This is a genomic window from Maribacter sp. MAR_2009_72, assembly GCF_007827235.1.
Taxonomy (GTDB): domain Bacteria; phylum Bacteroidota; class Bacteroidia; order Flavobacteriales; family Flavobacteriaceae; genus Maribacter; species Maribacter sedimenticola.
In genome coordinates, this window is the sequence record NZ_VISB01000001.1 from 749,831 (window position 1) to 776,266 (window position 26,436).

Below are 26,436 nucleotides of genomic sequence, written 5' to 3' on the forward strand. Positions count from 1 at the left end.
AGTTAAAGACCAAAGATATCCAAAATATGTTAAAACCTAATTGCAGGTTTCTTTAAAACTCCAAAATTGACCTATAAATTAACTTCCCTAATAGTTGATCAAAATTAAAGAGATGTAGTTTGAACGTACTATAAAATTAAATAGAGCTACCCAATAATTGTTTAGCATGTGCCAATGCCGAAGCTGAAAGATCATTACCACTTAACATTTGTGCCAGCTCTACGATTCGCTCTTCTTCGGCCAATTTTTTCATATTGGTCATGGTACGCTCCTCTCCTTCAGTTTTGAACACTTTAAAATGATGGTTTCCTTTAGAGGCCACTTGTGGTAAATGTGTAATGGAAAAAACCTGAAGGTCTCCGCTCATTTCCTTCATTATGTCCGCCATTCTATTGGAAATTTCACCTGAGACCCCTGTATCGATTTCATCGAACATAATGGTGGGTAATTTTTCATATTTGGCTAAAATGGCCTTAATGACCAACATAATCCTAGAGAGCTCACCTCCTGATGCCACTTTTTTCAATTCGCCATAATTTCCTCCCCTGTTTGCGGTAAAAAGAAAATGTAGCTCATCCATACCTGTTGCCGTAAAAGAATCTGCGGCATTGAGATTAATTTGAAAAGAGGCACTGGGCATTCCTAGTTGGGCAAGGTCTGCCTCTAATTTTGATTTTAAATCTGGTATTACTTCTTTTCTTTTTTCCCGTAATACTACCGCTTGCTCCTCCAATACGGATTGCATATCCTGTAGCTCCCTGGTCTTTAGCGCAATTTTCTCATCTAAATGTGCCGTTTCAAAAACCTTGTCGGCCAATTCGTTCTTAATTTCTATGAGCTCGGAAACATCGTTTACATTATGCTTCTTTAGCAAGTTATAAAGTAATTGCAGCTTTGAACTTACTTGTTCCAGTGCTTCGGGATTAGGCTCTACACCCTCTTGTATATGTTGTAATTCCGAATTTATATCATCCAATTCTATTAAAACGGATTGTACACGCTGATAAAGCTCTTTGTAATTTGCTCCAAAATCCACCAATTTAGAAAGTGACTGCCGCATTTCGGTAACCAAAGACAACACCCCAATTTGCTCATCATTGAACAACTGATCCCCTTTGGATAAATGTTCCATGATCAATTCTACATTGTTCAACTGCTCATATTCCTCTTCCAAGGTTTCTACTACCCCAACTTTTAATGGTGCCTTTTCCAACTCGGACAATAAAAATGTATTATAGTCTTGTTCCTTGTTGGCGGTAAGTTGCACCTCCATCATCCGATCCAATTCTCCCTGTGCCTTGCGGTATGCCTTTAAAGACTTAACATAGACAGCAAGACGCTGTTGGTTATTGGCCAAGGCATCAACCAGTTTTAACTGAAATTCATTTTCCGTAAGCTGCATGGTCTGATGCTGGGAATGGATATCTATAAGATTTTCTCCCAAACGCGACAACACATCTAACGTAACCGGCGTATCGTTTATAAAAGCCCTTGACTTCCCACTAGACAAAATCTCCCTACGGATTACGGTATGCACATCATAATCCAAATCATTTTCCTCAAAAAAAGATTGAAGTCCATAGGTATCTATTTTGAAAACACCTTCAATTATACATTTTTGATCCTTTAAACGTAGGGAAGATAAGTCCGCCCTTTTACCTAGAACCAAGGATAGACCTCCTAAAAGAATGGATTTACCTGCACCTGTTTCTCCCGTAATTACGGTAAAACCTTTATCGAAGCCCACTTCTAAGCTATCGATCAATGCATAATTTGTAATGGAAAGGGTTGAAAGCACGTTTCGGAATTTTAGAACTACAAAGGTAATCTATATTCCGTTTTGAAAAAAGGTTCAATATTTAATATCGTTCCAAGTAGATGCGTATAATGGAGCAATTTTGTTCAGTGTTTCCTTCAGTTTAACGATATCTACTTTTGGACCATCCGAAAAAATATTCAATATCTCCTCTGATTTGGCATCAAAGAACGTTGATATCAAAAATGCATTTGGTCTTCTATTGATCATGGTTTGAAACAAATTCATAGTACCCGCTATCACCTGCTTGCCCGTGCTATTATTATCTGGCATGATATCCAAGCCTTTTCTATGATAATTGTACATAGCAATACGGTACTCTCTATAGGTATTGGACAGTAGATTGTCAACCAGTTCAAACCTACTACGGTTAGAGTCCGCAGATTGGCTCCAACCGGCAGAATTACTACCTTGAGCCATTGTTACGATATTCTGGGCTTTTCTATAATATTCCGTGCCACCTTCCAACGAGAACGTATCCGCATCGAGCCCTATGATAATATATGCATAATACGCCAGTACACTTACCAAGTTGGACTCAAATTGGTTATCGTTAAAGATCAATGGCTGAAACTCGATATACTGAAAATTGAATTGATTGTCCTTATAATTAAAAATAGGCGAAGAATAAGAGGTATTATAAACCGGTCTTGAAGATTGTATCTGAATATTACCTTTAAATCTATTTGATTCATATTCCGTTATGGTAATGAACATTTGTGCGTTAATCCGTTCATTTTCCTTAAAAACCCTATTCGTCCATTTAGACTTATTGATAAAATCATTCAACGAACGCTCTAAGGTTTTGAACACTTGTAGATCTCCTTGTGACAACTGATCGGAGTTTACAGTAACGGTGCAGTTTAATTCTTGCCCACTTACCCCAAACACTATAAAACAGCAAATCACAAAAAAAATAAATCTACGCATATCGTCTCTTGATAATTTCATTAAAAATATCGACCGCAACTTCTGCCTTGGTCTTTAGTTCAAACGCAGTTATCGTTGAATTGGTATCTATAAATGAAATTTTATTGGTTGTACCACCAAAGCCGGCCCCTTTGTCCCGTAGCGAATTTAACACGATGGCATCCAAATTCTTACGCTGCAATTTTCCCAAGGCATTAGCAACTTCGTTTTGGGTTTCCAAAGCAAAACCTACAAGGAATTGCTCCTTTTTTTGTTCTCCGAGAGACATTAGAATATCTACATTCTTAACCAATTCCAAGGTAAAACTGGCATCGGATTTTTTAATTTTTTGTTCCGCTACGGTTTTAGGCTTGTAATCCGCTACGGCTGCAGCACAAATAACAATATCGGCATTTTTAAAATATGCATGTGCATGCCTGTACATTTCGTCTGCAGAAACAACCGGAATTACTTCAATATTATCATGGGCAACACTATGCCTCGTAGGCCCGGTCACCAAATATACCTGGGCACCTAAATTGGCCGCAGTTTTAGCCAGCTCGAACCCCATGAGCCCTGTTGAATGGTTTCCTATAAAACGTACAGGGTCTATAGCTTCATACGTAGGACCAGCGGTTATGAGGACCTTTTTACCAGAAAGCGGTAATCCTTTGTTCAATTGCGCTTTAATAAATTTGATGATTTCTTCGGGTTCCGCCATTCTACCTTCCCCATGTAGACCACTGGCAAGTTCACCACTGGCAGCAGGGATAACGTGATTACCAAAAGATTTCAGAATACTCAGGGAGTTTTTGGTACTTGGATGCTTGTACATATCCAAATCCATAGCCGGAGCTACATATACAGGACATTTGGCAGAAAGGTATGTGGCCAACAATATGTTATCACAAGCACCTGAGGCCATTTTGGACATCGTATTTGCAGTCGCAGGAGCTATGACCATTAGATCGGCCCATAGCCCAAGTTCTACATGATTGTTCCACTCCACACTATGTTCCTCAGATTTCACAAAATCCGATATAACCGCATTCTTGGATAAAGTAGCCAAAGTAAGTGGCGAAACAAAAGAGCTGGCACTATCGGTAAGGATAACCTTAACGTTAGCGCCAGCTTTTATGAATAAACGAACTAAGAAAGTAGTCTTATAAGCAGCAATCCCTCCGGTTATGCCTAAAAGGATGTTTTTGCCGTGCAACATATTCTTAGGCGTCTTTTTCTGTATTCCTGTGATAAATTTTATCCATTAACCACTCCTCTACCGCCATTGCGTGAGGTTTTGGTAATTTTTCATAGAACTTGGAAACTTCAATTTGCTCCTTATTTTCAAAAACCTCTTCTAGGCTATCACTATATGTAGCAAATTCTTCCAATTTCTCCAAAAGCTCTTTTTTAATCTCAGAATTTATCTGAACAGCACGCTTTGCAGTAATTGAAATAGCTTCATAAATATTCTCGGTAGGCTTGTCAAACTCATTACGGTTAATGGTAACAGTAGAAACAGCAGCTTTAGAGTTTTTTAAATCGTTCATATTCATAATTAAATTATTTACTTTGATTCAACGCCTTGATCTTGAAAACGTTGTAATTCCTTATCAATTTTTTCTAAAAGATTGGTCGCTTTTTTGTCGTATTTAGACTCCGGATACTTCTTTTTTAGTGCCAAATATGCGGCCTTGGCCTCATTTAAACGCTCTTCTTTTAAACTTTCAAAACTGTTCATGGCCATATGGGTAAGAGCATCCATTTTAATGAACATGGCATCTTCCCTGTAAACGGATCCAGGATTATCAGAAACGAAGTTATCGCTTGCGGTCACCGCAGATTTCAACATATCAAGATTAAATTCTCCCAATTTGTTGTACTGCTTGACAATTTCAAATGATTTACGCTCCTTTTTTACCGTTAATTCCTTGGCCATATTGTTGGCTTCAGCAAAAAATTCAGAATCAGGGTAGGTATTGATAAAATTTTGAAGTTTCAATAGGGCCTTATCAGTATCAGATTGATCTAAAGAATATTCTGGAGAAAGTTCGTAAAAACTTTTGGCCCCCAAAAAAGATGCTTCAACAACCTTATCACTCTTTGGATAAGATTTTACAAAACGCTCAAATTGATAGCCCGCCATATTGTAATCACCACGCTCAAAGTAGCTATTGGACAAAAAGAACATAACACGTTCACCTTGTGGCTTACCAACATACTTTGGTGCTATTTGTTCATACAGTCTATTGGCTCTTTTAAAGTCGCCCTCCGCATAAAATTTTTCTGCCATATCATACTTTGCTTTTACATCATCGTTCTTAAGCACTTTTTGGTACTCGTTGCACGATTGTAAAGCAATGGTAATCAACAGAATTGGGAATAATCTCCTCATATTAAAAAACATTTTGCAAAATTAGTGATTATCAATGGATTTAAAAAACATTTTAAACCAATAAAAATACATGCTTTCCATAGCAGAAAAGTCCCTTTTATGGAAGATTTAACGAAAATTATGCAGGTATGCGCACTATAGATTCCATAAAGGAAACTATACGATGTTTCAATGCATCTGTTGCACGAATCAATGGTAAGCGTACGTATGGTTTGGCAAGACCTAAGTATTCTATCATTACCTTAACACCCGCCGGGTTTCCTTCTTCAAAAATAAGTTGCATGCCTTCCTGCATTTTATAATGAAGTACGTAGGCCTCCTCCACATGTCCGTTCATGGCTTCATGGACCATTGATGAAAACTCTAGCGGAAGTCCCTGCCCTATTACGGAAATAACCCCTTCACCACCCGCTACTATGGTGGGTAACGCGGTGATATCATCGCCAGAAAGTACTAAGAAACCTTTTGGTCGCTTAGCTATTAATTCCTGTATCTGTATCATATTGCCACAGGCCTCTTTGACGGCAACGATATTGTCAAAATTCTTTGCCAATCTTACCACGGTATCGGGCAACATATTACTTCCCGTCCTACCTGGTACATTGTAAAGTATAATTGGTAATGGAGATGCATTGGATATGGCCTTGAAATGTTGGTAAATACCTTCCTGGGTTGGCCTGTTATAATAAGGGGACACAGATAATATGGCCGTATACCCAGTTAGATCAAGGGTTTTTAATTCCTCTACAAGGCCCATAGTGTTATTACCACCTACACCTAGCACTAATGGAAGTCTACCGGCATTCGCCTCCTCTACCGTATTCATGACCAGTTGCTTTTCTGCTTTGGTCAATGTTACCGATTCTGCTGTAGTACCCAATACTACCAAATAATCTATATGACGTTCAATATTATAGGCTACTACTTGTTTAAGAGCAACTACGTCTACTGTACCATCTTCTTTAAAAGGCGTAATCAATGCAACACCTGCTCCTTGTAATTCTTTCATAACTAAATCTCCTTAAAAATGCCTAAATATTTTTTCAGTTCTTTTTTAAATACCTGAAAATCCTTTAATGGCGTATCAAAAATTAAATCATTGTACAATGGGTCCACTTCTTTAAACCCTACTTTTAACCGTGCTTTTGTTTTTACCGTCATCAAGTTTAACAAAAGACTATCTTCATCATAATAATTGACCAAAAGATCATATTCCCTTCCCAAAAACTCATGGGCATAACTATTCTCAATTTCACCGTTCCAACCTAAATCCTTATCTGAAAATACAGGTGTGGCATAGGGTGAATTTTTATCATATAACCGCTTGTATCCTATTATTTTAACTGCATTTGGACGTAATGAAAACTCTTCCTGAAACTGAAAAAACACTTCAGATTTTTCAAACCTATCCAAATCCACAATACAACCTAAAGAACGTATTCCCTTTTTCTCACGCGTTACTGCTACAGGATTGACCGATAATTGTTTCAATAATTTTCGACCAGATTTCTGTTTGAACTTGTCCTTAATAACTTTTAAAAACATGTATTTTTACATTTACACAAATGTAAATAATATCCCTGCAACTCTATGGCGAAGTTAAAACACTTTGATTATTTAAAAATAAAACACTTTGTTATATTTATAACAATTAGTCTTTTCTTATCGTGTAAGGAAGGGATACCAACTATTTCCTCTATAGAAGGCAACAGAATTACCATAGACAGCAATTCTACGGCCATTGATTCCATACAGGAATTTATAACACCCTATCACGATAGAATTGAGGAAATATTAACTAACCCTCTTGCCTATGCCCCTTTTACCATTAGCAAAACCGATGGTCAATATAATACTACGGCCGGCAACCTCATGGCAGATATCGTATTGCAACAATCTCAACCCATATTTAAACAACGTACAGGAAATAATATAGATGTTGTCCTTTTAAACCATGGCGGTATACGCGCTACAATATCTAAAGGAAATGTAACGGCCAGAACGGCCTATGAGGTCATGCCTTTTGAGAATACGGTAGTCGTAGTAGAATTAAAAGGCAGTTCGCTACTTAAAATGATAGATTATTTAAGCAAGGCAAAGAGAGCACACCCAATTGCCGGTATGCAGTTGGTACTTAACAAAGACTATAGCGTACATACGTTTTCCATCAATGGAAAACCTTTGAATAAGGAACAAACTTACTTTGTGGCAACCTCCAATTACCTGGTCACAGGTGGGGATAACATGAATTTTTTTAAAGAATATGTATCCATCACCGAAACCGAATATAAGATACGCAATGCCATGATAGATTATTTTACCAAAGTAGATACGCTTGAACCAAAAGTAGATTCACGTTTTTATCAGCTACAGTAATATGAAAAGAAGAACATTTATTAAAAATACCGCAGCAACATCCGGTTTATTGACTTTGGGTGGACTTGGGTTGAATGGGTGTACCACCCCTTCCAAAAAACATATTACTATTTTACATACCAATGACGTTCATAGCCATATAGACGCCTTCCCAAAGGATCATGCTAATTTTCCCGGCCTTGGTGGATTGGCCCGTAGGGCCGGACTAGTGGAGCGTATAAGGAAAGAGAATCCCAACACCTTGTTATTTGATGCCGGAGATATCTTTCAAGGTACACCGTATTTTAATTTTTATGGGGGCGAACTTGAATTTAAATTAATGAGCATGCTCAATTATGATGGGGCAACAATAGGAAATCATGATTTTGATAATAGCATAAATGGACTCCTTGCGCAAATGCCTCATGCTAATTTTGATTTTATCTCCGCTAATTACGATTTTACCAATACACCATTGCAAGGACTGACCAAACCCTATCAAATTTATATAAAGGATGGTATAAAAATTGGGGTTTACGGATTAGGAATTGAGCTGAATGGGTTGGTAAGCAAACAATTATATCAGGAAACAAAATATTTAGATCCTTATGAACTTGCCGTTGAAACAGAGCAGCAATTAAAATTATCGGAACAATGCCATTTAATCATCTGTCTTTCGCACTTAGGATATGAGTATGCCTCTATCAACAAACCAGATGATTTAAAATTGGCAAAAAAAACTAAATACACAGATTTGATTATTGGAGGCCATACCCATACATTTTTGGAAAAACCTACTATAATCAGCAATGCTAATGATAGGGACGTCTTGGTGAATCAGGTGGGGTGCTTTGGCGTTCACTTGGGCAGGATAGATTTTAATTTTGATATCGAAAAAAATACAGCCTCTGGCTATTCCATAAAAGTCTAAAATTGTAACTAATGATTCAAATACTCCGTACAGACTCTCAAAACCCAGATTTTAAGGATTTAGTCAGTCTTTTGGACACAGACCTTGCAAAACGTGACGGTGAGGATCATAGTTTCTATGCCCAGTTCAATGGTATTACCCATCTAAAACATACACTAGTTTTGTATGAGGATGATATGCCTATAGCCTGTGGCGCTATTAAAAAGTTCAATGAAACTTCAGTTGAGGTAAAACGAATGTTCGTACTACCAGAAAATCGCGGTCAAGGTTTTGCATCTAAAATTTTGACAGGGCTGGAAGAATGGGCAAAAGAATTAGGTTATAAAACCTGTGTGTTGGAAACTGGTTTGCGGCAGCCAGAAGCTATAGCCCTTTATAAGAAAAATGGTTATCAGGTTATTGCCAACTATCCACCTTATGTTGGCATAGCAAATAGTGTTTGTTTTAAAAAAGACCTTTAATACACTTTTTTTCTCCCGTAAATTACATTGCAGGACCTTACTTAAATTTAATCATACAATAGAAACAATTGGATTTAATAAGTGTATTTACTACATTTAACTTTTGTTTTATTTATGAGAAAGATTCTTTTGGCGGTTATTCTGCTTCCACAATTAATTTTGTCCCAATTCAACATCGTAGATTCGGCAATAAACTTAGATGTTTATTTTCCAATTGTAACCACTGAAAGTCCTACAACGATTTATATGGAAAATACAGATTTTCCGGTCGTAAAAAAATCGGTAAATCTTTTTGCTGAAGATGTGCACAAGGTAACGAATCAACGTCCCAGCATTATCAACAATATTAATGATATCAAGAAATTTAAAGGGAATATAATTCTCGTTGGAACCCTAGGCCAAAATAAATGGATAGACGAATTGGTTCGATCTCATAAATTGAATGTTTCCACTATTCAAGATCAACCTGAACGTTATCTAATACAGACCATTAAGAGCCAGTTCAGGAAAAATCAGAATGTCCTAGTTATTACCGGAAGCGATAAACGCGGAACATCCTATGGTGTATTCAGTCTTTCCGAAGCTATGGGGGTATCTCCATGGTATTATTGGGCAGATGTTCCTGTGGAAAAGAAAAAGGAAATTTATCTTAAAAACCTTAGTTATACCTCCAAATCCCCTTCAGTTAAATATCGGGGAATTTTCCTGAACGATGAAGATTGGGGACTATTACCTTGGGCTGCAAACAAAATGGATTCGAATATTCAAAATATTGGTCCAAATACCTACGAAAAAGTATTTGAACTTGTCCTTCGCCTTAAAGGTAATATGGTGGCCCCGGCAATGCACGAAGTTACAAAGGCATTCTATACCGTCCCCGGGAATATGGAAATGGCGGACTCCTATGCTATAATGATCACTACCGCCCACTGTGAACCACTACTCTACAACAATGCTACGGAATGGGACAAAAAAACCCAAGGTGAGTGGAATTATGTAACCAATAAAAAAGAAATTAACCGCGTATTGGATGAGCGAGTAAACGAAGCCAAGGAAAAGGAAAACATTTACACCATTGCCTTGCGCGGAATGCACGACGAAGGTATGTCCGGCGGTTCTGATGAGCAGAAATTTAAAATGTTGGACGAGGCCATTAAGGACCAACGTGCCATACTGACCAAATACATGAACGACCCTATTGTTGATGTTCCACAGATATTTGTACCCTATAAAGAAGTTTTAGGGCTATATGAAAAAGGCTTGGAGGTTCCTGAGGATATTATTATTGTTTGGCCAGATGACAATTACGGCTACATTAAAAAAGTAAGCAACAAAAAAGAACAGCAACGATCCGGCGGTGCAGGGGTATATTACCACATCTCCTATCTAGGCTGGCCAAACGACTACCTCTGGCTAAATACTACCCCACCGGCCCTTATGTACACCGAAATGCAAAAAGCATATTCCTTGGGAGCCGATAAGTACTGGTTATTAAACGTTGGGGACATAAAGCCTGGTGAAATGGGAATGCAATTGTTCATGGATATGGCTTGGGATTTTGACCGTTTTAATTTTGAAAACATCAATGATTACCAAGTAGAAAAATTGACCCATATTTTTGGTGAGCAGTATACCAATGACCTTGCTTATATCTTGGACCGGTATTACTATCATGGATTTACCCGCAAACCGGAATATATGACGGGCGATTGGAAATGGAACAGCCTAGAAGCCAAAGAGAATATAAAAGATACGGACTTTTCTTTTATCAACTATAACGAGGCGGAAACCAGATTGGCGGAATATGGCAAAATTGCACAAATGGCAACGAAAATTTTAAAAGAACTTCCTGATGAAAAAAAAGCTGCTTTTTACGAAATGGTCTACTACCCTGTAAAAGGCGCATCATTATACAACCATGAAATGTTATTGGCACAAAAAAACAGATGGTATGCCAAACAAAAAAGAACCACTACCAATGAACTGGCGGCAAAAGTTGTTTTATATCATGATTCCTTAGCGGATATCACCAAAAAGTATAATAATCTATTGAACGGAAAATGGAATGGAATGATGACCGCTCCAGGCTTCTTGCCACAAGTTCAAATTGCGCCTACCAAGAAAATAATTACACCTAAAGATGGATCTCTTGAAATTTTTGTAGAAGGCAGCAATTCTGAAAAAACAGAAAACCAAACCCTTCCCCAATTCAGCAATTTAAATAAACAATCACATTTTATTGAAGTGTACAACACCGGTAAAGAGCCTCTAAATTTTTATACAAATACAAGTGCCCCTTGGCTGATTTTAGATAGATTAAAAGGAACAGTTCAAACACAAGAACGTATTAACGTTTCCGTAATTTGGGATCGAGTGCCAAACTTAGGACAAAATGAGGGTGAAATTATAATTCACACTTCAACAGAAAAGAGTATTATAAAAGTCGTAGCCAACAAGCAAGTTGCTCCTAACAATTCTATCTATATGCCCATGGATGGGGTAATTAGTATTAATCCTACAAATTTTCATAGAAAAACAGAAAATGGTGGTATCCATTTTCAAAAAATCCCTGGTCTGGGCTATTCAAATGAAGCCTTGCAATTGGGCAATGCAACTTTTGACCAAGGGTACGATTCTTACGTGGCGTATGATTTTTATGTTGAAAAACCCGGTGAGGTCAGTATACAGACCGTTATGCTTCCCCTGTTTTCAAAAGATAAGGAACATGGTACCGCATATGGTATGCAGTTAGATGAACAGGACATAGTAGTACAATCAAATTTTGTAAAGGAATATTCCCAGGAATGGGCCAAGAACGTAATGAGAAATAGTGCCATCAATTCTATTAAAATGCAAATTGATACTCCTGGGATACATACCCTTAAATTACATGTAATTGATCCAGGTATGGTAGTACAAAAAGTTATGTTGGATTTTGGCGGATTAAAAAAATCTTATATAGGACCTAAAACTTTTAAATTCCAAAATAGAAAACAAGAATAAGGGACTTTATGAGAAGCAAATAAAAATATAACGATATAGATTTCAATTGTTTAACACTACAAAGGGCAATTTTGTAAGGTTATTTTTTATTAAATTTAGCTTGCATCAACTTAAAACCAACACTCATGAAAATGTACAGTCAACTACGTTCCACAATTTTACTCTGCGTTTCAATATTTTTTGCCATTTCTTTCTGTTTTTCACAAAATGAAATTCAATTTCCTGTTGAAGTGGGTGTTAAGCCAGAAAGTATAACCAAAGGTTTCAACGGCAATTATTATGTTACTATAATGAACGGCAAAGATGAAGGTGATGGTTCCGTAGTCCAAATTTCTACAGAAGGGGTCACAACCTTTGCCAATGGCTTTAATGAACCTAAAGGAATTGTATATCTAAATAATCACTTATACTTTTCTGATGTTACACGTATTTGGAAAATTGATGAACAAGGAAACAAAAGTGTATTTGTCGACAAAGATGACTTCCCTAAAGAGGTGTTATATTTAAACGATGTGTCCATAAATGCAGATGACACAGGAATTTATGTAGCCGATATGGGTGCCACCCAATACATGCGCGACAAAGACAATAACCTTTGGCCCCTAGAAAGTGATGAGGCTAAATTAGTACCAGAGTTAGGTCGTATTTATCATATAGATTTAAAAGGCAATATTACAATTGCCCAAGACACAAACCCGTTAATGCTAAACCCAAATGGCGTTGGTGTTGACAATAATGGCGATATCATGGTTGGCGCATTTTTTAAAGGAAATTTCTTAGTAAAACGTAATGGACAACTAACTCCTTTAAAAGGAGAATTTAGAGGTGCAGATGCAGTTGAGCAAGACAGTAAGGGAGATTATTATATTAGTAGTTGGGCTTCTGGTACAGTATGGAAAATAGATGGTACAACAGAAGCGTCTACTGTGCTGATTGATAATCTAGAATCTGCTGCAGATTTTTATTTGGAAGAGGAAAAAGGTAGATTGCTCTTACCTGATATGATGGCCGGTAAAATCTATTCGGTAAGTATCAATAATTAAACCTATTTGGGCAACCTAATTTTAGTCAATCCTAATATGGATAATGAACTAAAATTTACCTTTAAAATAGGTACACGTAATTCATTCTATGGCCAATATATTATACGAAACTGTACCTATAAAAGTAGTATTCGGTATTGTCATCGTACTATTAAGTGTAGCGTTCTTTATGTTTTACCTATTCTTAAAATCGAATAAGAATAAAAATAAAATCGAAACTATTACGAAAAAAAGCCCAAGTAAAACTGATTTTCCTATCCATACGGATGTACACGGTTGGATGGAAAATTCAAAAAAAGCATTGTTGCAAATAGACCATTTATCCCAAAACGAAATTAACGCATTAAAGGATGAAGTGGCGAAAAGACAACTGATGTACAGTACCTACACCTCTAACCCCGTAATTTCCAACAATACGATTGAAAACCTGCAGGGTACGTACCATATCATAGGCTTTAATCAAAATGAAGAAAAAAGTAGGTATTCAGGATTTCTACACTTAAAACAAACGGGAAATCACAGGGTTCATGCAGAATGGGTAATTGGTGGTGAGCAAACCCAAGTTGGTACTGGTTTTTATAACAATAATATTTTGGTCATTAATTTTTCTTATGAAGGTGATGCATATAAAATATATAAAGGCGTAGTTGTATATAAAGTCTTGAATCAATCTATTTTAAACGGATTTTGGTCAGAGAAACATGCAAGCGATTCTTGGCTAGGAATTGAAGAAGGAAGAAAGTTAGCTGACACAGAAACAATAACAAACCTGGCTACATTAAATTAGTTATTACACTTCTCATATATTAAATTGTTAAAATTATTCACGATGGGATTTAAACTGTTTCCACTAATGTTGACCGCATAAAAAAGCCCAACCGAAGTTGGGCTTTTTATTAATATCAGTTTTCATTTTCATAGCCTACCGGGCGTTTCCACCTTACCGGTGCCGCGGGTTCCAGTTTCATGATAAACTCTTGTGTTTCCAATAGTTTCATGGCTTCTTGAACGGCGCGCTCCAATTGTGGGTCTTTACCGGCCACAATAGATTTTGGGTCTTGTATGACTTCTATATTAGGCGATATTCCTATACCTTCCACATCCCACTCTCCATCATTGTTATAGAATCCGCCACGTGGCGCAACCATACGTCCGCCATCAATAAAACGCGGAGTATCCCAAGTACCTACCAGACCGCCCCAAGTTCGGGTTCCTACCAAGGGACCAAGGCCTTTTTCCTTAAACATGTAAGGTAGCAAATCACCTCCGGAACCGGCGCGTTCGTTTATGATCATAACCTTAGGTCCCCAAATTCCCGCTATGGGAGAGGTCCAAGGCCTATTATCGTTGGCTTTACTATTGAAATAGCCAAAAGGTTCCCGTGCCATTATATCAATCATATAATCTGCAGCGGAACCACCACCATTGTTTCGCTCATCCAAAATAACCCCTTTTTTATCCTGCTGCGAAAAATAATATTTATTGAAACTTTCAAAACCCGGATTACTGGTATTGGGAATGTATACGTAAGCTAGTTTTCCGCCAGATAATACATCAACCTTTCTTCTATTCCCTTCTACCCAATCAATAAAACGTAATTGGTATTCATTTTCAACAGGTTTCACGGTCAAACTTCTAGACCCGTTCATTGATGGTGAATTATTCACGGAAATATTGATAGTACGATCGGCGGTCTGTTCCAACAAAGCATATATATTTTGATTTTGAGCCACTGGCTTTCCGTTGATGGCAACTATATAATCGCCTTCTTTAATATCAAGACCGGGCATTGCCAATGGAGCCCTTATGTTAGGATTCCATTTTTCCCCGGTGTAGATTTTCTCAATTCTATAATACCCATCAACCACATTGAAATCGGCACCTAGCAATCCTACGGGAACCTCATTTATTTTGGGCATATCCCCACCAGATACATAGGAATGCCCAATGGCTACTTCCCCACTTAGTATATCCACTATATAGTTAAGGTCCGTTCTATGCCTTACATGCTTTACCCAAGGTTGGTACCAACTATAAACCTCATTCCACGGTGCCCCATGAACATTGTCCACATATAGGAAATCTCTCATATAACGCCAGCTTTCCTTGAAAATCTGTGCATATTCTGCCGTAGGGTCTATTTTTAATTGTGCCGATACCGCTATTTTATCATCTGGTTTGGGTGCATCTTTTGTTCCGGTAATGGTCCACCCTGCTTTATGCTTCAAAAGGGTATGTGCACCGTCTTTTGAAACTACCATTTGGGTTACCCCGTCTTCAAAATTGGTCGCCTTTTCCTTGGCAATGTCATAATTGTGCATTTTTAGCCCAACTTGATTTGGGATGGCTTCGGCAACGAACACCTGCTTTTCCGAACTCGCCTGTAAAAATTGATAGTCACGCGCAGGTAAGTCCAAGGCCACTATCCTATTTTGAATGCCAGGAAAATCTATTTGTACCGGTTTTATGGTTTTCTTAGGTTCATCTTTGTCCTTTTTAGCCTTTTTGGATGATGTTTTGGTCTCATCGGACTTAGCTTCGTCTATATCTTCTTCATCGGTCTTTGGAAGATTTGGGGCTTTACCTTGTGCGCTCAACACAAGGGCATAAAGGCTACGGGTAATACTTGGGTCATAGGAGCTCATATCTAACCACCCCGATGCCAGTCCATAATCCGTACTTGCCAAAAAGTAAAGGTATTCGCCCGCAACGTCCCACACCGGACTGGTAGCATCTGCAGTACCATCCGTTACCTGCACCGCTTTTCCGCTTTGGGTATCATAAATAAAAACCGCTTTAAAATGACTGTCCAGCTGTTTTTCATAAGTTAACCAACGGCTATCTGGCGACCATACAGGGTTCATGGACCTATTAGGGTGCGCATAACGGTCCGTATCAACCTTATTTACCTTTCCTATAACAAGATTTATGGTCCAAATGTTATAATCCGTATCGGTATAGGCAATGAGATTTCCGTTGGGCGACCAATCCGGTTTAAAATAAAATGTTGGATTCTCAAGGGGGTATGTTTTCCTGTTCTGCCCAAATTGGTCTGCCACCACCAACTGGTATTCCCCACTTGCATCAGAAAACCATGCAATTTTATTTCCTTTAGGGGACCATATGGGAGACCTATCCGCAACCCCGCTACTCTGGGTAAGGTTTCGCCAGCTACCCTCTTCCTTTGGGAAAGTGAAAATATCGCCACGGTATTCAAAAACGGCACGTTTGCCATTGGGTGAAATATTGGGATTAATTACATTGTTGGCGGTGACCTCTTCCCAACGGGAACGACTAAAATTCAAATCCCCCTTAACACTAATGTTAATTGTTTTGGCCTGCTTGGTGGCAATGTCCAAAATATGTAAACGCCCACCTTGTTCATACACCAATTGATTTCCTGCGGCATCTAGACTTTTAACATCAAATTTTTTATGAAAGGTTATTTGTTCCTCAGTTTGGGTAGCGGTATCATAGCTCCAGATATTACTGGTATAATCACGCTCCGATAAATAGTATACTTTTTTTCCTATCCAAACCGGATATAAATGACGTTCTTGGTCCAATTGTGGGGTGGTGGTCAACTCATAGGTATTCAAATCTACGATCCAAATGGGCATGGCCTGTCCACCACGGTAATTACGCCACTCCGGGTCCCAAGAAGTGATCGGTGTATATGCTATATGGCTTCCATCTTCAGAGATTTCCCCATAGGCCCCTCTAGGAATTTCCAAAGCCTTGGGCAGACCACCCTCTAAGGATACCGTATAGAACTGACTGGTCATGGTAGGTCTTGCTTTTCGTGTAGAACGGAAAAGAATTTCACCATTAGGTGTCCAACCCTGAACCTCGTCTACCGAAGGGTGAAAGGTAAGCCGCTTTGGTGTTCCACCTGTTGCGGGAATAACATACACATCATCATTGCCCTCATATTCTGCCGTAAAAGCGATCCATTGCTCGTTTGGTGAATAATGTGGCGCATATTCATAGCCCATACCGCTGGTTAACCGTATGGCATCACCACCGGTAACCGGTGCCTTCCATAGGTCATTGGCGTAAATAAAGACTACCTCGTTCTTAGATAAGGTAGGTTGCCGTAGCAATAAGGTTTCTTGGGCAGCCATGCCCCATACCACCAATACTGTGGCGGCTAAAAGGAATTGTTTTTTCATACGGTTTTGTTTAGATGGCAACTTTAGGGTAACATACTACAGCACCCTTCATGATGACTAAAATTAAGGATTAAAAATGGTTGCAATAAACAACTTATGTTAAGATGTTCTTACATAAGCTTTATAATTACTCGTAGTATTCTTTGGAAAAAAAAGCGATCTTTCGTTATCAACAACTACCAATATAAAACCAATTAATTAAACAGCAGAGCAACCAATATAACAATGATAAAACGGCTACTCATAACATTATTGACTACTGTACTGTTATTTTCCTGCAAACAGGAACATAAAAATGAGTTCACCCCTAATTCGTTAGCAAATACGAAGTTGACTTCTACGGCATCTAATGAAAACCAAAAAATACAATTAGATTCCATTGCCGCATGGATAGATACTACATACCTATACACCAATACAAAGGGAAAACAAATTATTGTACAAAATAGTTTGCCAAAAGGTGGCCTTACCTATACTTTTTCCAATGGACAAAAATTTGTCTACGCTATTTTTTGGTCACGTATAATCAATACTACAGAAACAACTTTTGAACTATCACTTAAAATGCCCAAAACTTCCATTCCGCAGGGAACATCTTTCGACAATTCCCTAAACGTACTACTACCAAATGCTACAATGCGTATTGATAAGGTACCGTTGTTTAACTATGGGCTTACAGATTTAGCGGCTGCCCTAGAAAATACGCTCCAAAAACCGACGTCATTAAAATTGACCATACCACCTAAGGAAACAAATATTTTTTATGTGATTACACTCTTTAAAAAAGGATTGAACGATAAAGTGCGTGCGGGTTTCTTCTTTAAAGACAATAAGGCTTGGTACAGGGTCAATGATACAGAAATACCATGTGGGCTGGTTTATCCAGTAAACCTAGTATCAAGGCATTAATAGAGTGGCCATCCATAAGCATTTACTTTAATCTTAAGCTTTTGAAATAGCATATAACACAGTTCTAAAAATCGTAATTATATACTGCAAAAATCCATATTTCCAAATCAACTAGCCGTTACCCTCCAAAATAAACTCAACAATTTTTTGTAATTCAACATCCAAAGAAATATCCGGATAGGTCCTACCAGCCAATCGATACCAATAACCTGAGTTAAATCGGTCTCCCTCTTTTCTATGTAAGTATGCATGCATCCAACTACCCAATTTACTATGAAGTTCCTGTGCAATATCATGTGCGGCCTCCCAATTTTCCTGAGCATCATACCACATTGCCTTTAATGCATCGGGCCAGTCCTTTGGTGGATCGGAAAGTTGTAAAGTGGAATTAAATTCCGAATAGTTTTGTGGCATCATGTTGTTACCCTTTTTACTAATTTACCAACCGTTAATCCCTGCCCTATAATTGAAAAGACAACTACTATATAGGTAATAACCAAAAAAACATCCCTATGCATGGCTTCTGTAAGTCCTAAGGCCAACGCAATGGATATTCCTCCCCTTAATCCGCCCCAAGTCATGACCAAATTGGTTTTGGGAACAAAATCCAACCTTTTCTCAAAAAATTTAATGGGGAGCAACAATGATAAGTACCTACATAGCAATACTAAAGGTATGGCCATTAGACCGGCAATTATGTAATCCGTTTTAAAGGATAGTACCAGCATTTCCATACCGATCAATACAAACAATAATGTGTTCAACAAAATATCCAACAGTTCCCAAAATTTATCCACGTACGTCTCGGTTGTTGCCGACATGGCAGAATTACGTACCGTATCGTTACCGACCACCAAACCTGCCGCCACCATGGCCAAAGGGGCCGATAAATGAAATTTTTGTGCAATTAGGGTCCCAACCATGACCGTAGCCAAGGTGATAATAACTTCAATGTCATAATCATCTATGGACCTCATTAACTTATAGGTGCCCCAACCCAAGGCAAGGCCCAGTGCCAGACCACCAATGACCTCAACACCAAAAAGCTCTAAAATTTCCAATGGGGAGACCGCTACCTCCGTAGAGGATGCCAATTGAAAAATAGTTAAGAATACCACTACCCCAACTCCATCATTGAACAATGACTCCCCAACGATTTTAGTTTCCAACTGCTTAGGGGCTCCTGCTTTTTTTAATATGCCCAATACGGCAATGGGATCCGTAGGCGATATCAATGAACCGAATAATAAACAATAAATAAAGGCAATGTCCATACCCAATATTTGAAGAAGATAATAGACGCTGGTGCCCACTAAAAACGTTGACACCAAAACGCCTAAGGTCGAGAATACCAATATAGGCCAACGTTGTACCCTTAACTGTTCAAAATTGGTATGCAAGGCACCTGCAAAAAGTAGAAAACTCAACATGATATCCAACAAAACAGATTTGAAATCTATTTGTGTAATGATATATCTTTCCGCGTTTATCAACGTATCGTCTACATAGCCAATGGCAAATACCACTAAAGTAAATACAATGGTTATTAACATTAAACCAATGCTATTGGGCAATTTTAAAAAACGGGCATTGATATAGCCAAAAATGGCCGATAAAAATACCAGTACTGACGTTATCGTAAAAATATCCATATTCATTTTAGGTCAACATGTTTAAAAATTCCTGTTCTGTAATTATGGGAACTCCCAATTTTTCCGCTTTGGCTCTTTTGCTCGGTCCCATTTTATCTCCTGCCACCAAGTAGGTAGTCTTGGAGGAAATGGATGAGCCCACTTTACCACCGTTATCCTCAATTTTTTTCTTTAGTTCGTCCCTACCCAATTGTTCAAACACACCGGAAACTACAAAGGTATTGCCTTGCAATATATTAGTCTGGTTTTGTAACTTTTCCGCAGAAATGGACATTTGCACACCATAGCGCCTTAAACGTTCTATGGCATCTAAATTCTTTTCATTGGCAAAAAACTGGATAACACTTTGTGCAATGCGCTCCCCTATTTCATCTACTGCCGTCAGATGTTCCAAAGGCGCTTCCTTGAGCGCATCTATATTTTTATAGGCCTTTGCCAATTTCTTGGCTACGGTTTCACCTACATAGCGAATACCCAAGGCAAACAACACCCGCTCAAAAGGTACTTTTACGGATTCTGCCACACCTTTTATTAAATTCTCCGCTGATTTTTCTGCCATACGTTCCAAGGGCAAAATATCCTCTTTGGTCAATTGATATAAATCCGCATAATCATTGATAAGTCCTTCCTTAAACAAAAGCTCTACCGTTTCTCCTCCCAAACCTTCTATATCCATAGCCTTTCTTGAAATATAATGCTGAATACGACCCGTAATTTGGGGCGGACATCCATACTCGTTTGGACAATAGTGCTTGGCATCACCCGCTGTTCGGGTCAATGGTGTTCCACATTCAGGACATTCATGGATATACTCCGTAGGTTTAGAATCCGCTGGCCTTTTTGTAAAATCCACCGCTATAATCTTAGGGATGATTTCCCCACCTTTTTCAACAAAGACCGTATCGCCCACACGAATATCCAATTTCTCTATCTGGTCCGCATTGTGCAACGAGGCCCTTTTAACTGTAGTTCCTGCCAACAATACAGGTTCTAAATTGGCTACCGGAGTTATGGCACCTGTACGCCCTACTTGATACGTAATTTCATTTAAAACGGTGAATACTTGTTCCGCCTTAAATTTATAGGCCATGGCCCACCTTGGTGCTTTTGCGGTATACCCTAGTTCCTCTTGATACTGCAGACTATTAACCTTAATGACCACTCCGTCAGTTTCATAGGGCAGTTCTTGACGCTTTACATCCCACTCCTCTATAAATGCCATGACCTCAGTGGTAGTCTTACAAAGCTTGGCTACCGTAGGAACCTTAAAACCCCATTCCCTGGCCTTTTCCAACATTTGGAACTGGGTTTCAAAATTTAAATTCCTTCCTACTATACTATATAACAAACAGTCCAATGGTCTTTGGGCCACAATGCTACTATCCTGAAGTTTTAGGCTACCGGATGCGGTATTTCTAGGGTTCATATAAGGTTCCTCGCCATTGGCAATACGTTCTTCATTCATTTTTAGAAAACCATCAAAAGGCAATACAATTTCCCCCCTAATATCAAATTTTTCCGGATAATCGCCTTTTAATTGTAAGGGTACGGATTTTATAGTCTTGATATTATTGGTGACATCATCGCCCTGAATACCATCACCTCGGGTTACGGCCTTTACCAACTTGCCATTTTCATAGGTGATACTTATTGACGCCCCATCATATTTTAGCTCACACGTAAATGTTACCGGCACATCCCCTAAATTGCGTTGTATTCTTTTTTCCCAATCCTCCAAATCCTCTTTGGAATAAGAATTGTCCAAGGAATACATACGGTGTTCGTGTACCACGGTCTCAAAATTCTTGGTGATCATACCGCCTACCCTTAACGAAGGTGAACTGGGATCATGGTTTTCTGGATGCTTTGCCTCTAGCTCCTGCAACTCCTTAAGCTTCATATCAAATTCAAAATCAGATATGGTAGGATTGTCCAATACATAATAATTATAATTATGCTCCCGTAGTTCTTTTCGTAATTCTAATATTCTAGCTTCCATTTAATTTATAGCTGCTCTTAATTCATCCTATTTTGGGTAGGTACAGGTGGCTAACCGTTCATTATTTACAGTAAACGCTCCACATTGACAGTTACCTGACCGATCTTTGAATCTTCTCTATTCTACCATAATCCTTATAACTATCGCAAAATACCCTAATACTTTTTATTTTTTTATTCCCTTTAGCATTCTGTGATTGCCATAAAGATCCTTTCGTAACTCCACATTCTTAAACTTGTTTTGGACCAACAATTGTTTGGTTTCTTCACCTAAATACTGATTGATTTCCAAATATAAGCTACCATTTTGATTTAAATTCCTTGTTGCAAAATGCACAATGGCCCTATAATATTTTAATGCATCATCATCAGGAACAAAAAGGGCCAAACCAGGCTCATTGCATAATACATTTTTTTGCATATTAGATTTCTCCTGTTCCCTTACATAGGGCGGATTGGATACGATAATATCAAAACGCTGTACATTATCCGTATGGTAGTCAAAAATATCCGCAAGTTGAAAATCTATCTTAACCCCCTGTACAGCAGCATTTTCTTTGGCAACCAATAAAGCCTTTGGAGATATATCCAAGGCCTTTACGTGAACATTAGGTAAATTTTTAGCCAAGGAAATTGGAATGCACCCACTACCGGTACCCATATCCAAGATATGTATGTTGGTATCTACACCTGCTTTATCTTCCAAAATCCACCTTACCAATTCCTCGGTTTCGGGCCTAGGTATCAAGACATGTTCGTTGACTTTAAAATCCATATCCATAAAATGGGCAATACCGGTAATATATTGAATAGGTTTTTCCATCTTTAACTGAGACAAGGCTTTGAACAATATCGTTTCCTGATCTTTATCAATAACCAAGTTAGGTTCAAATACCAGGGCAAAACGTTCCAATTCAAAATAATGCGCAGTAAGTATATAGAAAAAGCTGGTAACTTCATCTTTGGTGTAGAGCGTATCGAGCTCTGAATGAAATATGTTCCTTATTTCCCGTAGTAACACAACTATAATTTTTTAAGCATGAACACAGGACAGGAATAATGGCCTGTATCTCCCATTCTAGCATCTATATATTCAAACCCCATTTTCTTATATAGTTTCTGGGCCGCCTTCATGTAAGGCATGGTTTCCAGATAACAAGATTCAAAACCATATTCCTTTGCACGTTCCAAACACGCCCGTATCATATTATGGCCAATTCCCTTACCCCTCGCCGATTCCAGGAAATACATTTTTTGAAGTTCACAAACATTACCCTTGTAATTATCCAATTGAGCTATCCCTGCACAACCTAAAATTGTTCCATCATGTTCCACAACAAAGTAGGTAGCCCTAGGCTTATCATAATGCCGGTACATGTTATCTAAAGATGGGTCTTCATATGCCGTACCTACCTTTGGAACCCCCAAATCTATCAACACTTGCCTTATCACCTTGGCAACTTGGACATTATCCTCTTTTTTGATTTCCCTGATCACAACATTTTCCATGGCAAAAAGACAATAGGTTTTAAAGTACTATTTTTGATCTGTGAAGATACGTGATATGCGTAAAAAGGTAAAGTTTGATGTCCATTAATAATCCTCAGCCAAATAAAAAAGTACCGCCATCTGTAGATTTGCTTACTAATGATGAAATATACATGCTACGGTGCATTGAAATAGCGAAGTACGGCCTTGGCTCTACTGCTCCCAACCCTATGGTAGGTGCAGTCATTGTCCACAGTGGAAAGATTATTGGAGAAGGGTTTACCAGTGCATTTGGAGGAAACCATGCAGAAGTAAACGCCATACATTCCGTAAGCGATAAATCCCAATTAAAAGATGCGACAATTTATGTAACCTTAGAACCGTGCTCCCATTTTGGAAAAACACCGCCCTGTGCGGACCTGATCATACAAATGGGCATACCCAAAGTGGTTATAGGTTTAAAGGACCCTCACGAAAAGGTTGCAGGGAATGGTATTAAAAGACTTAAAAGTGCAGGATGTATCGTAAAAGTGGGTATTCTGGAACAAAAATGTAAGGTTCATCATGCACGTTTTTTGACCAATTGTATTAAGAAAAGGCCTTATATCATCTTAAAATGGGCGGAGACCATAGATGGTTATATAGCTCCAGACACGTTACGACGTGGTGATAAAAAAGAACCATTTTGGATTACCAATACACGATCAAGACAATTAGTGCACAAATGGCGAAGTGAAGAACCTGGTATTCTTGTAGGCACCAATACTGTAATGGCCGATAATCCGCAACTAAATGTTAGGAATTGGACCGGAAAGAACCCTTTACGTATTGTACTTGACCGCGAACTAAAAATACCTTCAACCTATCATATCTTTGATGGAAAGCAGCAAACCTTAATTTGTACCCAAGTTGTAGACAGCAAACAATACAACTCCAACGCAAGGTATAAAATCGTAGATTTTGAAGCTAATTTGGCACAGCAACTATGTAAAATCCTGTACGAAGAAAATATTCAAAGCATTATTATTGAAGGTGGTTTGCACACCTTGCAAAGTTTTATAGATGCAAATCTTTGGGATGAAGCCAGAATTTTTAAAGGAACCAACCGTTTTGGCACTGGCTTGTCCGCTCCAAGGATCAAAGGTTATACAACACAACACACTCAAATTTTAAATGACCAATTAACCGTATTACATAATGATCAAGAACATTATATTTGACTTTGGTGATATCTTTATAAATTTAAATAAAGAAGCGCCCTTATTGGAAATGGCTAAATTTGGATTTACCGAACTGACTCCAGAACTAGATTCCCTTTTCAAGGAATACGAAATGGGACTTATGAGTTCCGAAGAATTCCTACATCGACTACAATCAGTCTTTACTACGGCCAGCATTCAGCAAATTAAAGCGGCTTGGAATTCTATCATCTTGGATTTTCCAGAGGAGCGTTTACAATTTATTGAACTTTTACGGCAAGAAAACAAGTATAGATTGTTTCTTTTAAGCAATACAAACGACCTTCACATAGAAAAAGTAATAGCATCAATGGGGATGGAACGTTTTCAAAGGTTCAAAATATGTTTTGAAGGATTCTACCTTTCCCAGGAAATTAAGATGCGCAAACCAAATGCGGATATTTATGAATATGTATTACAAAAAAATGCATTGGTTGCCAATGAAACTTTTTTTGTGGACGACACCAAAGAAAATACGGATAGCGCCGCCAAATTGGGTATTCAGTGTTGGAATTTACAAGTAGGTAAAGAGGATATCCAAGAAATTTCAAGGCATCTGTAAATGATACACCTAGCGTTAAGTATTCTCTTCTCTAGCCTAATTTTTGTTGTTTTTAAATTATATGCCAAATTTGGTGTACAGACTCTTTTTGCGATTATTGTAAATTATTTTGTAGCCTGTAGTGTTGGACTTTTTAATTATTCAGGTCCCATTACCTTGGTAGACGTGCCACAAAAAAGTTGGTTCTGGGGCAGCCTATCATTAGGTCTGTTATTCATACTTATATTTAATTTAATGGCGGCTACTTCCCAAAAACTTGGTGTATCCGTAGCATCTGTAGCAACCAAAATGTCTTTGACCATACCGGTTCTTTTTGGTGTATTTTTCTACAAGGAAATTCTTGGCATACTAGAAATCATAGGTATCATCCTTGCGCTATTGGCCGTTTATTTTGCCTCCTTAAAGGAACAAAAAATAAAGGCCAATAAATGGGCATTTGCCCTACCCGTACTTGTATTTCTGGGCTCAGGAGTTATAGACACCAGTATCAAATACTTTCAAGACGCCCACATGCCAGAGGAAGAATATGCCCTATTTTCCGCTACGGTATTTGGTTCGGCAGGGCTTATAGGACTTTTTTACATCGGTTTAAAGTCCACCAAAGTACCTTTAAAATTTAATTTTAAAAATATCATTGGCGGTATTTGCTTGGGAATACCCAACTATTTTTCAATTTTTTATTTACTAAAGGCTCTACAGCACCCCACTTGGAACAGCGCATCGGTATTTACGATCAATAATGTGGCCATAGTCATGTTTTCCACCCTTTTAGGAATTATACTGTTCAAGGAAAGACTTACCCCTAAAAATTGGTTAGGCATTGTTTTAGCCGTATGTAGTATTATTATGGTCGCTTTTGGACAACATCTAACAATGCTCATATAAACTTTTCAATTTCAAATGGATTCCTATCGTACTATTTTGAAACCTACTGCACCTATCCTTTTCAAGGAACGGAAAAGTAAATTCTTTGGGTATTGTTTTCCGGTGAACGATGAAGAACAGGTAAAGCAGTATATAGCTTCCTTAAAAAATGAATATCCTACGGCCAACCATGTTTGTTATGCATGGCAAATTGGTACGACGAAAAAAACTTACCGAGCCAATGATGACGGCGAACCCAATAATTCTGCAGGTATGCCAATTTATGGACAACTACAATCGTATGATGTTACCAACACCCTTGTAGCCGTCGTCCGCATTTTTGGAGGTACAAAACTTGGCGTAGGCGGATTAATTACAGCTTACAAGGAAACTGCCAAGATAGCATTGGAACAAGCGCAAATAATTACCAAGATCATAAAACAACAATTTAAAATTGAATTTGAGTATGCCGAAATGGATGTGGTCATGCGTATGGTCAAAAAACATCAACTGGAAATTATATCCCAAGACCTACATTTAAAATGTTCAATGGTGATAGCTGTTAAGAAAAGTGATTTTAGACGGACACTGAATCTTTTTAAGACACAACACAAACTAAAAATCAAAACTGACCAATAGA

General features: G+C 38.2%; 24 protein-coding genes. 11 read left to right on the plus strand and 13 right to left on the minus strand.

From position 1 onward, the window contains the following. Positions 1-136: 136 nt before the first annotated feature. From recN to JM81_RS03225, 7 genes are all read right to left on the minus strand, one after another. Positions 137-1,798, minus strand: a complete 1,662-nt coding sequence (recN, locus tag JM81_RS03195) for a DNA repair protein RecN (RefSeq protein WP_144800664.1) — start codon at positions 1,796-1,798, stop codon at positions 137-139. Positions 1,799-1,852: 54 nt separating this feature from the next. After that, complete coding sequence (locus JM81_RS03200) at positions 1,853-2,746, minus strand: DUF4835 family protein (RefSeq protein ID WP_089260202.1); 894 nt, start codon at positions 2,744-2,746, stop codon at positions 1,853-1,855. Further along, on the minus strand, positions 2,739-3,944 hold the full coding sequence (coaBC, locus tag JM81_RS03205; protein ID WP_144800665.1) for a bifunctional phosphopantothenoylcysteine decarboxylase/phosphopantothenate--cysteine ligase CoaBC: 1,206 nt from the start codon (positions 3,942-3,944) through the stop codon (positions 2,739-2,741). The genes JM81_RS03200 and coaBC overlap by 8 nt, the downstream gene beginning before the upstream one ends. Before the next feature lie 4 nt (positions 3,945-3,948). Then, positions 3,949-4,281 (minus strand): DNA-directed RNA polymerase subunit omega, encoded by a 333-nt coding sequence (locus JM81_RS03210; RefSeq protein WP_171017225.1) that lies wholly within the window; start codon positions 4,279-4,281, stop codon positions 3,949-3,951. 11 nt (positions 4,282-4,292) lie between these two features. Continuing rightward, positions 4,293-5,120, minus strand: a complete 828-nt coding sequence (locus tag JM81_RS03215) for an outer membrane protein assembly factor BamD (protein WP_245838862.1) — start codon at positions 5,118-5,120, stop codon at positions 4,293-4,295. A 118-nt stretch (positions 5,121-5,238) separates the two neighbouring features. Further along, a complete protein-coding gene (dapA, locus tag JM81_RS03220) occupies positions 5,239-6,129 on the minus strand; it encodes a 4-hydroxy-tetrahydrodipicolinate synthase (protein WP_089260199.1) in 891 nt (296 codons plus the stop codon). 2 nt (positions 6,130-6,131) lie between these two features. Continuing rightward, positions 6,132-6,665, minus strand: coding sequence for a DUF6913 domain-containing protein (locus JM81_RS03225; protein WP_089260198.1), 534 nt, complete (start codon positions 6,663-6,665; stop codon positions 6,132-6,134). A gap of 45 nt (positions 6,666-6,710) precedes the next feature. On the opposite strand from JM81_RS03225, the gene JM81_RS03230 reads away from it, so the two are divergent. The 6 genes from JM81_RS03230 to JM81_RS18575 all read left to right on the plus strand — a co-directional run bounded on the left by JM81_RS03230 (position 6,711) and on the right by JM81_RS18575 (position 13,700). Further along, the gene (locus tag JM81_RS03230) at positions 6,711-7,496 is read left to right on the plus strand and encodes a 5'-nucleotidase C-terminal domain-containing protein (protein WP_144800666.1); all 786 of its coding nucleotides are present in this window, start codon (positions 6,711-6,713) and stop codon (positions 7,494-7,496) included. 1 nt (position 7,497) lies between these two features. Beyond that, entirely contained in the window at positions 7,498-8,406 is a 909-nt protein-coding gene (locus tag JM81_RS03235; RefSeq protein WP_144800667.1) for a bifunctional metallophosphatase/5'-nucleotidase, read from the plus strand. Between the two features lie 11 nt (positions 8,407-8,417). Continuing rightward, positions 8,418-8,867 carry a GNAT family N-acetyltransferase gene (locus JM81_RS03240; RefSeq protein WP_186435519.1) on the plus strand — a complete coding sequence of 150 codons (450 nt, stop codon included), beginning with the start codon at positions 8,418-8,420 and terminating at the stop codon, positions 8,865-8,867. A gap of 114 nt (positions 8,868-8,981) precedes the next feature. Next, complete coding sequence (locus JM81_RS03245; protein WP_144800668.1) at positions 8,982-11,870, plus strand: glycosyl hydrolase 115 family protein; 2,889 nt, start codon at positions 8,982-8,984, stop codon at positions 11,868-11,870. A 125-nt stretch (positions 11,871-11,995) separates the two neighbouring features. Next, the gene (locus JM81_RS03250) at positions 11,996-12,913 is read left to right on the plus strand and encodes a gluconolaconase (RefSeq protein ID WP_222430284.1); all 918 of its coding nucleotides are present in this window, start codon (positions 11,996-11,998) and stop codon (positions 12,911-12,913) included. Positions 12,914-13,001: 88 nt separating this feature from the next. Continuing rightward, the gene (locus tag JM81_RS18575; protein WP_261374946.1) at positions 13,002-13,700 is read left to right on the plus strand and encodes a hypothetical protein; all 699 of its coding nucleotides are present in this window, start codon (positions 13,002-13,004) and stop codon (positions 13,698-13,700) included. A gap of 115 nt (positions 13,701-13,815) precedes the next feature. Here JM81_RS18575 and JM81_RS03260 read toward each other — a convergent pair whose 3' ends face one another. After that, complete coding sequence (locus JM81_RS03260) at positions 13,816-17,085, minus strand: S41 family peptidase (protein WP_144800669.1); 3,270 nt, start codon at positions 17,083-17,085, stop codon at positions 13,816-13,818. Between the two features lie 225 nt (positions 17,086-17,310). Between JM81_RS03260 and JM81_RS03265 the strand changes: the two genes are divergently transcribed. Beyond that, positions 17,311-17,994, plus strand: a complete 684-nt coding sequence (locus tag JM81_RS03265) for a hypothetical protein (RefSeq protein ID WP_144800670.1) — start codon at positions 17,311-17,313, stop codon at positions 17,992-17,994. Positions 17,995-18,105: 111 nt separating this feature from the next. On the opposite strand, the gene JM81_RS03270 is transcribed toward JM81_RS03265, so the two are convergent. From JM81_RS03270 to JM81_RS03290, 5 genes are all read right to left on the minus strand, one after another. After that, a complete protein-coding gene (locus JM81_RS03270) occupies positions 18,106-18,411 on the minus strand; it encodes a hypothetical protein (RefSeq protein ID WP_144800671.1) in 306 nt (101 codons plus the stop codon). Beyond that, positions 18,408-19,646 carry a cation:proton antiporter gene (locus tag JM81_RS03275; RefSeq protein WP_089260598.1) on the minus strand — a complete coding sequence of 413 codons (1,239 nt, stop codon included), beginning with the start codon at positions 19,644-19,646 and terminating at the stop codon, positions 18,408-18,410. Before JM81_RS03275 ends, JM81_RS03270 begins: the two co-directional genes overlap by 4 nt. 7 nt (positions 19,647-19,653) lie before the next feature. Continuing rightward, complete coding sequence (gene ligA, locus JM81_RS03280; protein WP_144800672.1) at positions 19,654-21,645, minus strand: NAD-dependent DNA ligase LigA; 1,992 nt, start codon at positions 21,643-21,645, stop codon at positions 19,654-19,656. A 165-nt stretch (positions 21,646-21,810) separates the two neighbouring features. Continuing rightward, positions 21,811-22,665 carry a peptide chain release factor N(5)-glutamine methyltransferase gene (gene prmC / locus JM81_RS03285; protein WP_144800673.1) on the minus strand — a complete coding sequence of 285 codons (855 nt, stop codon included), beginning with the start codon at positions 22,663-22,665 and terminating at the stop codon, positions 21,811-21,813. A gap of 2 nt (positions 22,666-22,667) precedes the next feature. Continuing rightward, on the minus strand, positions 22,668-23,153 hold the full coding sequence (locus JM81_RS03290) for a GNAT family N-acetyltransferase (protein ID WP_144800674.1): 486 nt from the start codon (positions 23,151-23,153) through the stop codon (positions 22,668-22,670). A 77-nt stretch (positions 23,154-23,230) separates the two neighbouring features. Here JM81_RS03290 and ribD point away from each other — a divergent pair, with 77 nt between their 5' ends. The 4 genes from ribD to JM81_RS03310 are packed head-to-tail and all read left to right on the plus strand — an operon-like array spanning position 23,231 to position 26,435. Then, positions 23,231-24,352: a bifunctional diaminohydroxyphosphoribosylaminopyrimidine deaminase/5-amino-6-(5-phosphoribosylamino)uracil reductase RibD gene (gene ribD, locus JM81_RS03295; RefSeq protein WP_261374947.1), complete on the plus strand. Its 1,122-nt coding sequence runs from the start codon at positions 23,231-23,233 to the stop codon at positions 24,350-24,352. Then, positions 24,330-24,932: an HAD family hydrolase gene (locus tag JM81_RS03300; RefSeq protein WP_089260186.1), complete on the plus strand. Its 603-nt coding sequence runs from the start codon at positions 24,330-24,332 to the stop codon at positions 24,930-24,932. Before ribD ends, JM81_RS03300 begins: the two co-directional genes overlap by 23 nt. After that, positions 24,933-25,817, plus strand: a complete 885-nt coding sequence (locus tag JM81_RS03305; protein WP_144800675.1) for an EamA family transporter — start codon at positions 24,933-24,935, stop codon at positions 25,815-25,817. A 15-nt stretch (positions 25,818-25,832) separates the two neighbouring features. Then, positions 25,833-26,435 carry an IMPACT family protein gene (locus tag JM81_RS03310; protein WP_144800676.1) on the plus strand — a complete coding sequence of 201 codons (603 nt, stop codon included), beginning with the start codon at positions 25,833-25,835 and terminating at the stop codon, positions 26,433-26,435. Position 26,436 lies beyond the last annotated feature (1 nt).

Excerpts from the sequence above, each read along its gene's own strand:
- JM81_RS03200 (WP_089260202.1), bottom strand. The coding sequence starts at position 2,746 with ATGCGTAGATTTATTTTTTTTGTGATTTGCTGTTTTATAGTGTTTGGG.
- coaBC (WP_144800665.1), bottom strand. The coding sequence starts at position 3,944 with ATGTTGCACGGCAAAAACATCCTTTTAGGCATAACCGGAGGGATTGCT.
- JM81_RS03210 (WP_171017225.1), bottom strand. The coding sequence starts at position 4,281 with ATGAATATGAACGATTTAAAAAACTCTAAAGCTGCTGTTTCTACTGTT.
- JM81_RS03215 (WP_245838862.1), bottom strand. The coding sequence starts at position 5,120 with ATGAGGAGATTATTCCCAATTCTGTTGATTACCATTGCTTTACAATCG.
- dapA (WP_089260199.1), bottom strand. The coding sequence starts at position 6,129 with ATGAAAGAATTACAAGGAGCAGGTGTTGCATTGATTACGCCTTTTAAA.
- JM81_RS03225 (WP_089260198.1), bottom strand. The coding sequence starts at position 6,665 with ATGTTTTTAAAAGTTATTAAGGACAAGTTCAAACAGAAATCTGGTCGA.
- JM81_RS03230 (WP_144800666.1), top strand. The coding sequence starts at position 6,711 with ATGGCGAAGTTAAAACACTTTGATTATTTAAAAATAAAACACTTTGTT.
- JM81_RS03235 (WP_144800667.1), top strand. The coding sequence starts at position 7,498 with ATGAAAAGAAGAACATTTATTAAAAATACCGCAGCAACATCCGGTTTA.
- JM81_RS03240 (WP_186435519.1), top strand. The coding sequence starts at position 8,418 with ATGATTCAAATACTCCGTACAGACTCTCAAAACCCAGATTTTAAGGAT.
- JM81_RS03245 (WP_144800668.1), top strand. The coding sequence starts at position 8,982 with ATGAGAAAGATTCTTTTGGCGGTTATTCTGCTTCCACAATTAATTTTG.
- JM81_RS03250 (WP_222430284.1), top strand. The coding sequence starts at position 11,996 with ATGAAAATGTACAGTCAACTACGTTCCACAATTTTACTCTGCGTTTCA.
- JM81_RS18575 (WP_261374946.1), top strand. The coding sequence starts at position 13,002 with ATGGCCAATATATTATACGAAACTGTACCTATAAAAGTAGTATTCGGT.
- JM81_RS03260 (WP_144800669.1), bottom strand. The coding sequence starts at position 17,085 with ATGAAAAAACAATTCCTTTTAGCCGCCACAGTATTGGTGGTATGGGGC.
- JM81_RS03265 (WP_144800670.1), top strand. The coding sequence starts at position 17,311 with ATGATAAAACGGCTACTCATAACATTATTGACTACTGTACTGTTATTT.
- JM81_RS03270 (WP_144800671.1), bottom strand. The coding sequence starts at position 18,411 with ATGATGCCACAAAACTATTCGGAATTTAATTCCACTTTACAACTTTCC.
- JM81_RS03275 (WP_089260598.1), bottom strand. The coding sequence starts at position 19,646 with ATGGATATTTTTACGATAACGTCAGTACTGGTATTTTTATCGGCCATT.
- ligA (WP_144800672.1), bottom strand. The coding sequence starts at position 21,645 with ATGGAAGCTAGAATATTAGAATTACGAAAAGAACTACGGGAGCATAAT.
- JM81_RS03290 (WP_144800674.1), bottom strand. The coding sequence starts at position 23,153 with ATGGAAAATGTTGTGATCAGGGAAATCAAAAAAGAGGATAATGTCCAA.
- ribD (WP_261374947.1), top strand. The coding sequence starts at position 23,231 with ATGTCCATTAATAATCCTCAGCCAAATAAAAAAGTACCGCCATCTGTA.
- JM81_RS03300 (WP_089260186.1), top strand. The coding sequence starts at position 24,330 with ATGATCAAGAACATTATATTTGACTTTGGTGATATCTTTATAAATTTA.
- JM81_RS03305 (WP_144800675.1), top strand. The coding sequence starts at position 24,933 with ATGATACACCTAGCGTTAAGTATTCTCTTCTCTAGCCTAATTTTTGTT.
- JM81_RS03310 (WP_144800676.1), top strand. The coding sequence starts at position 25,833 with ATGGATTCCTATCGTACTATTTTGAAACCTACTGCACCTATCCTTTTC.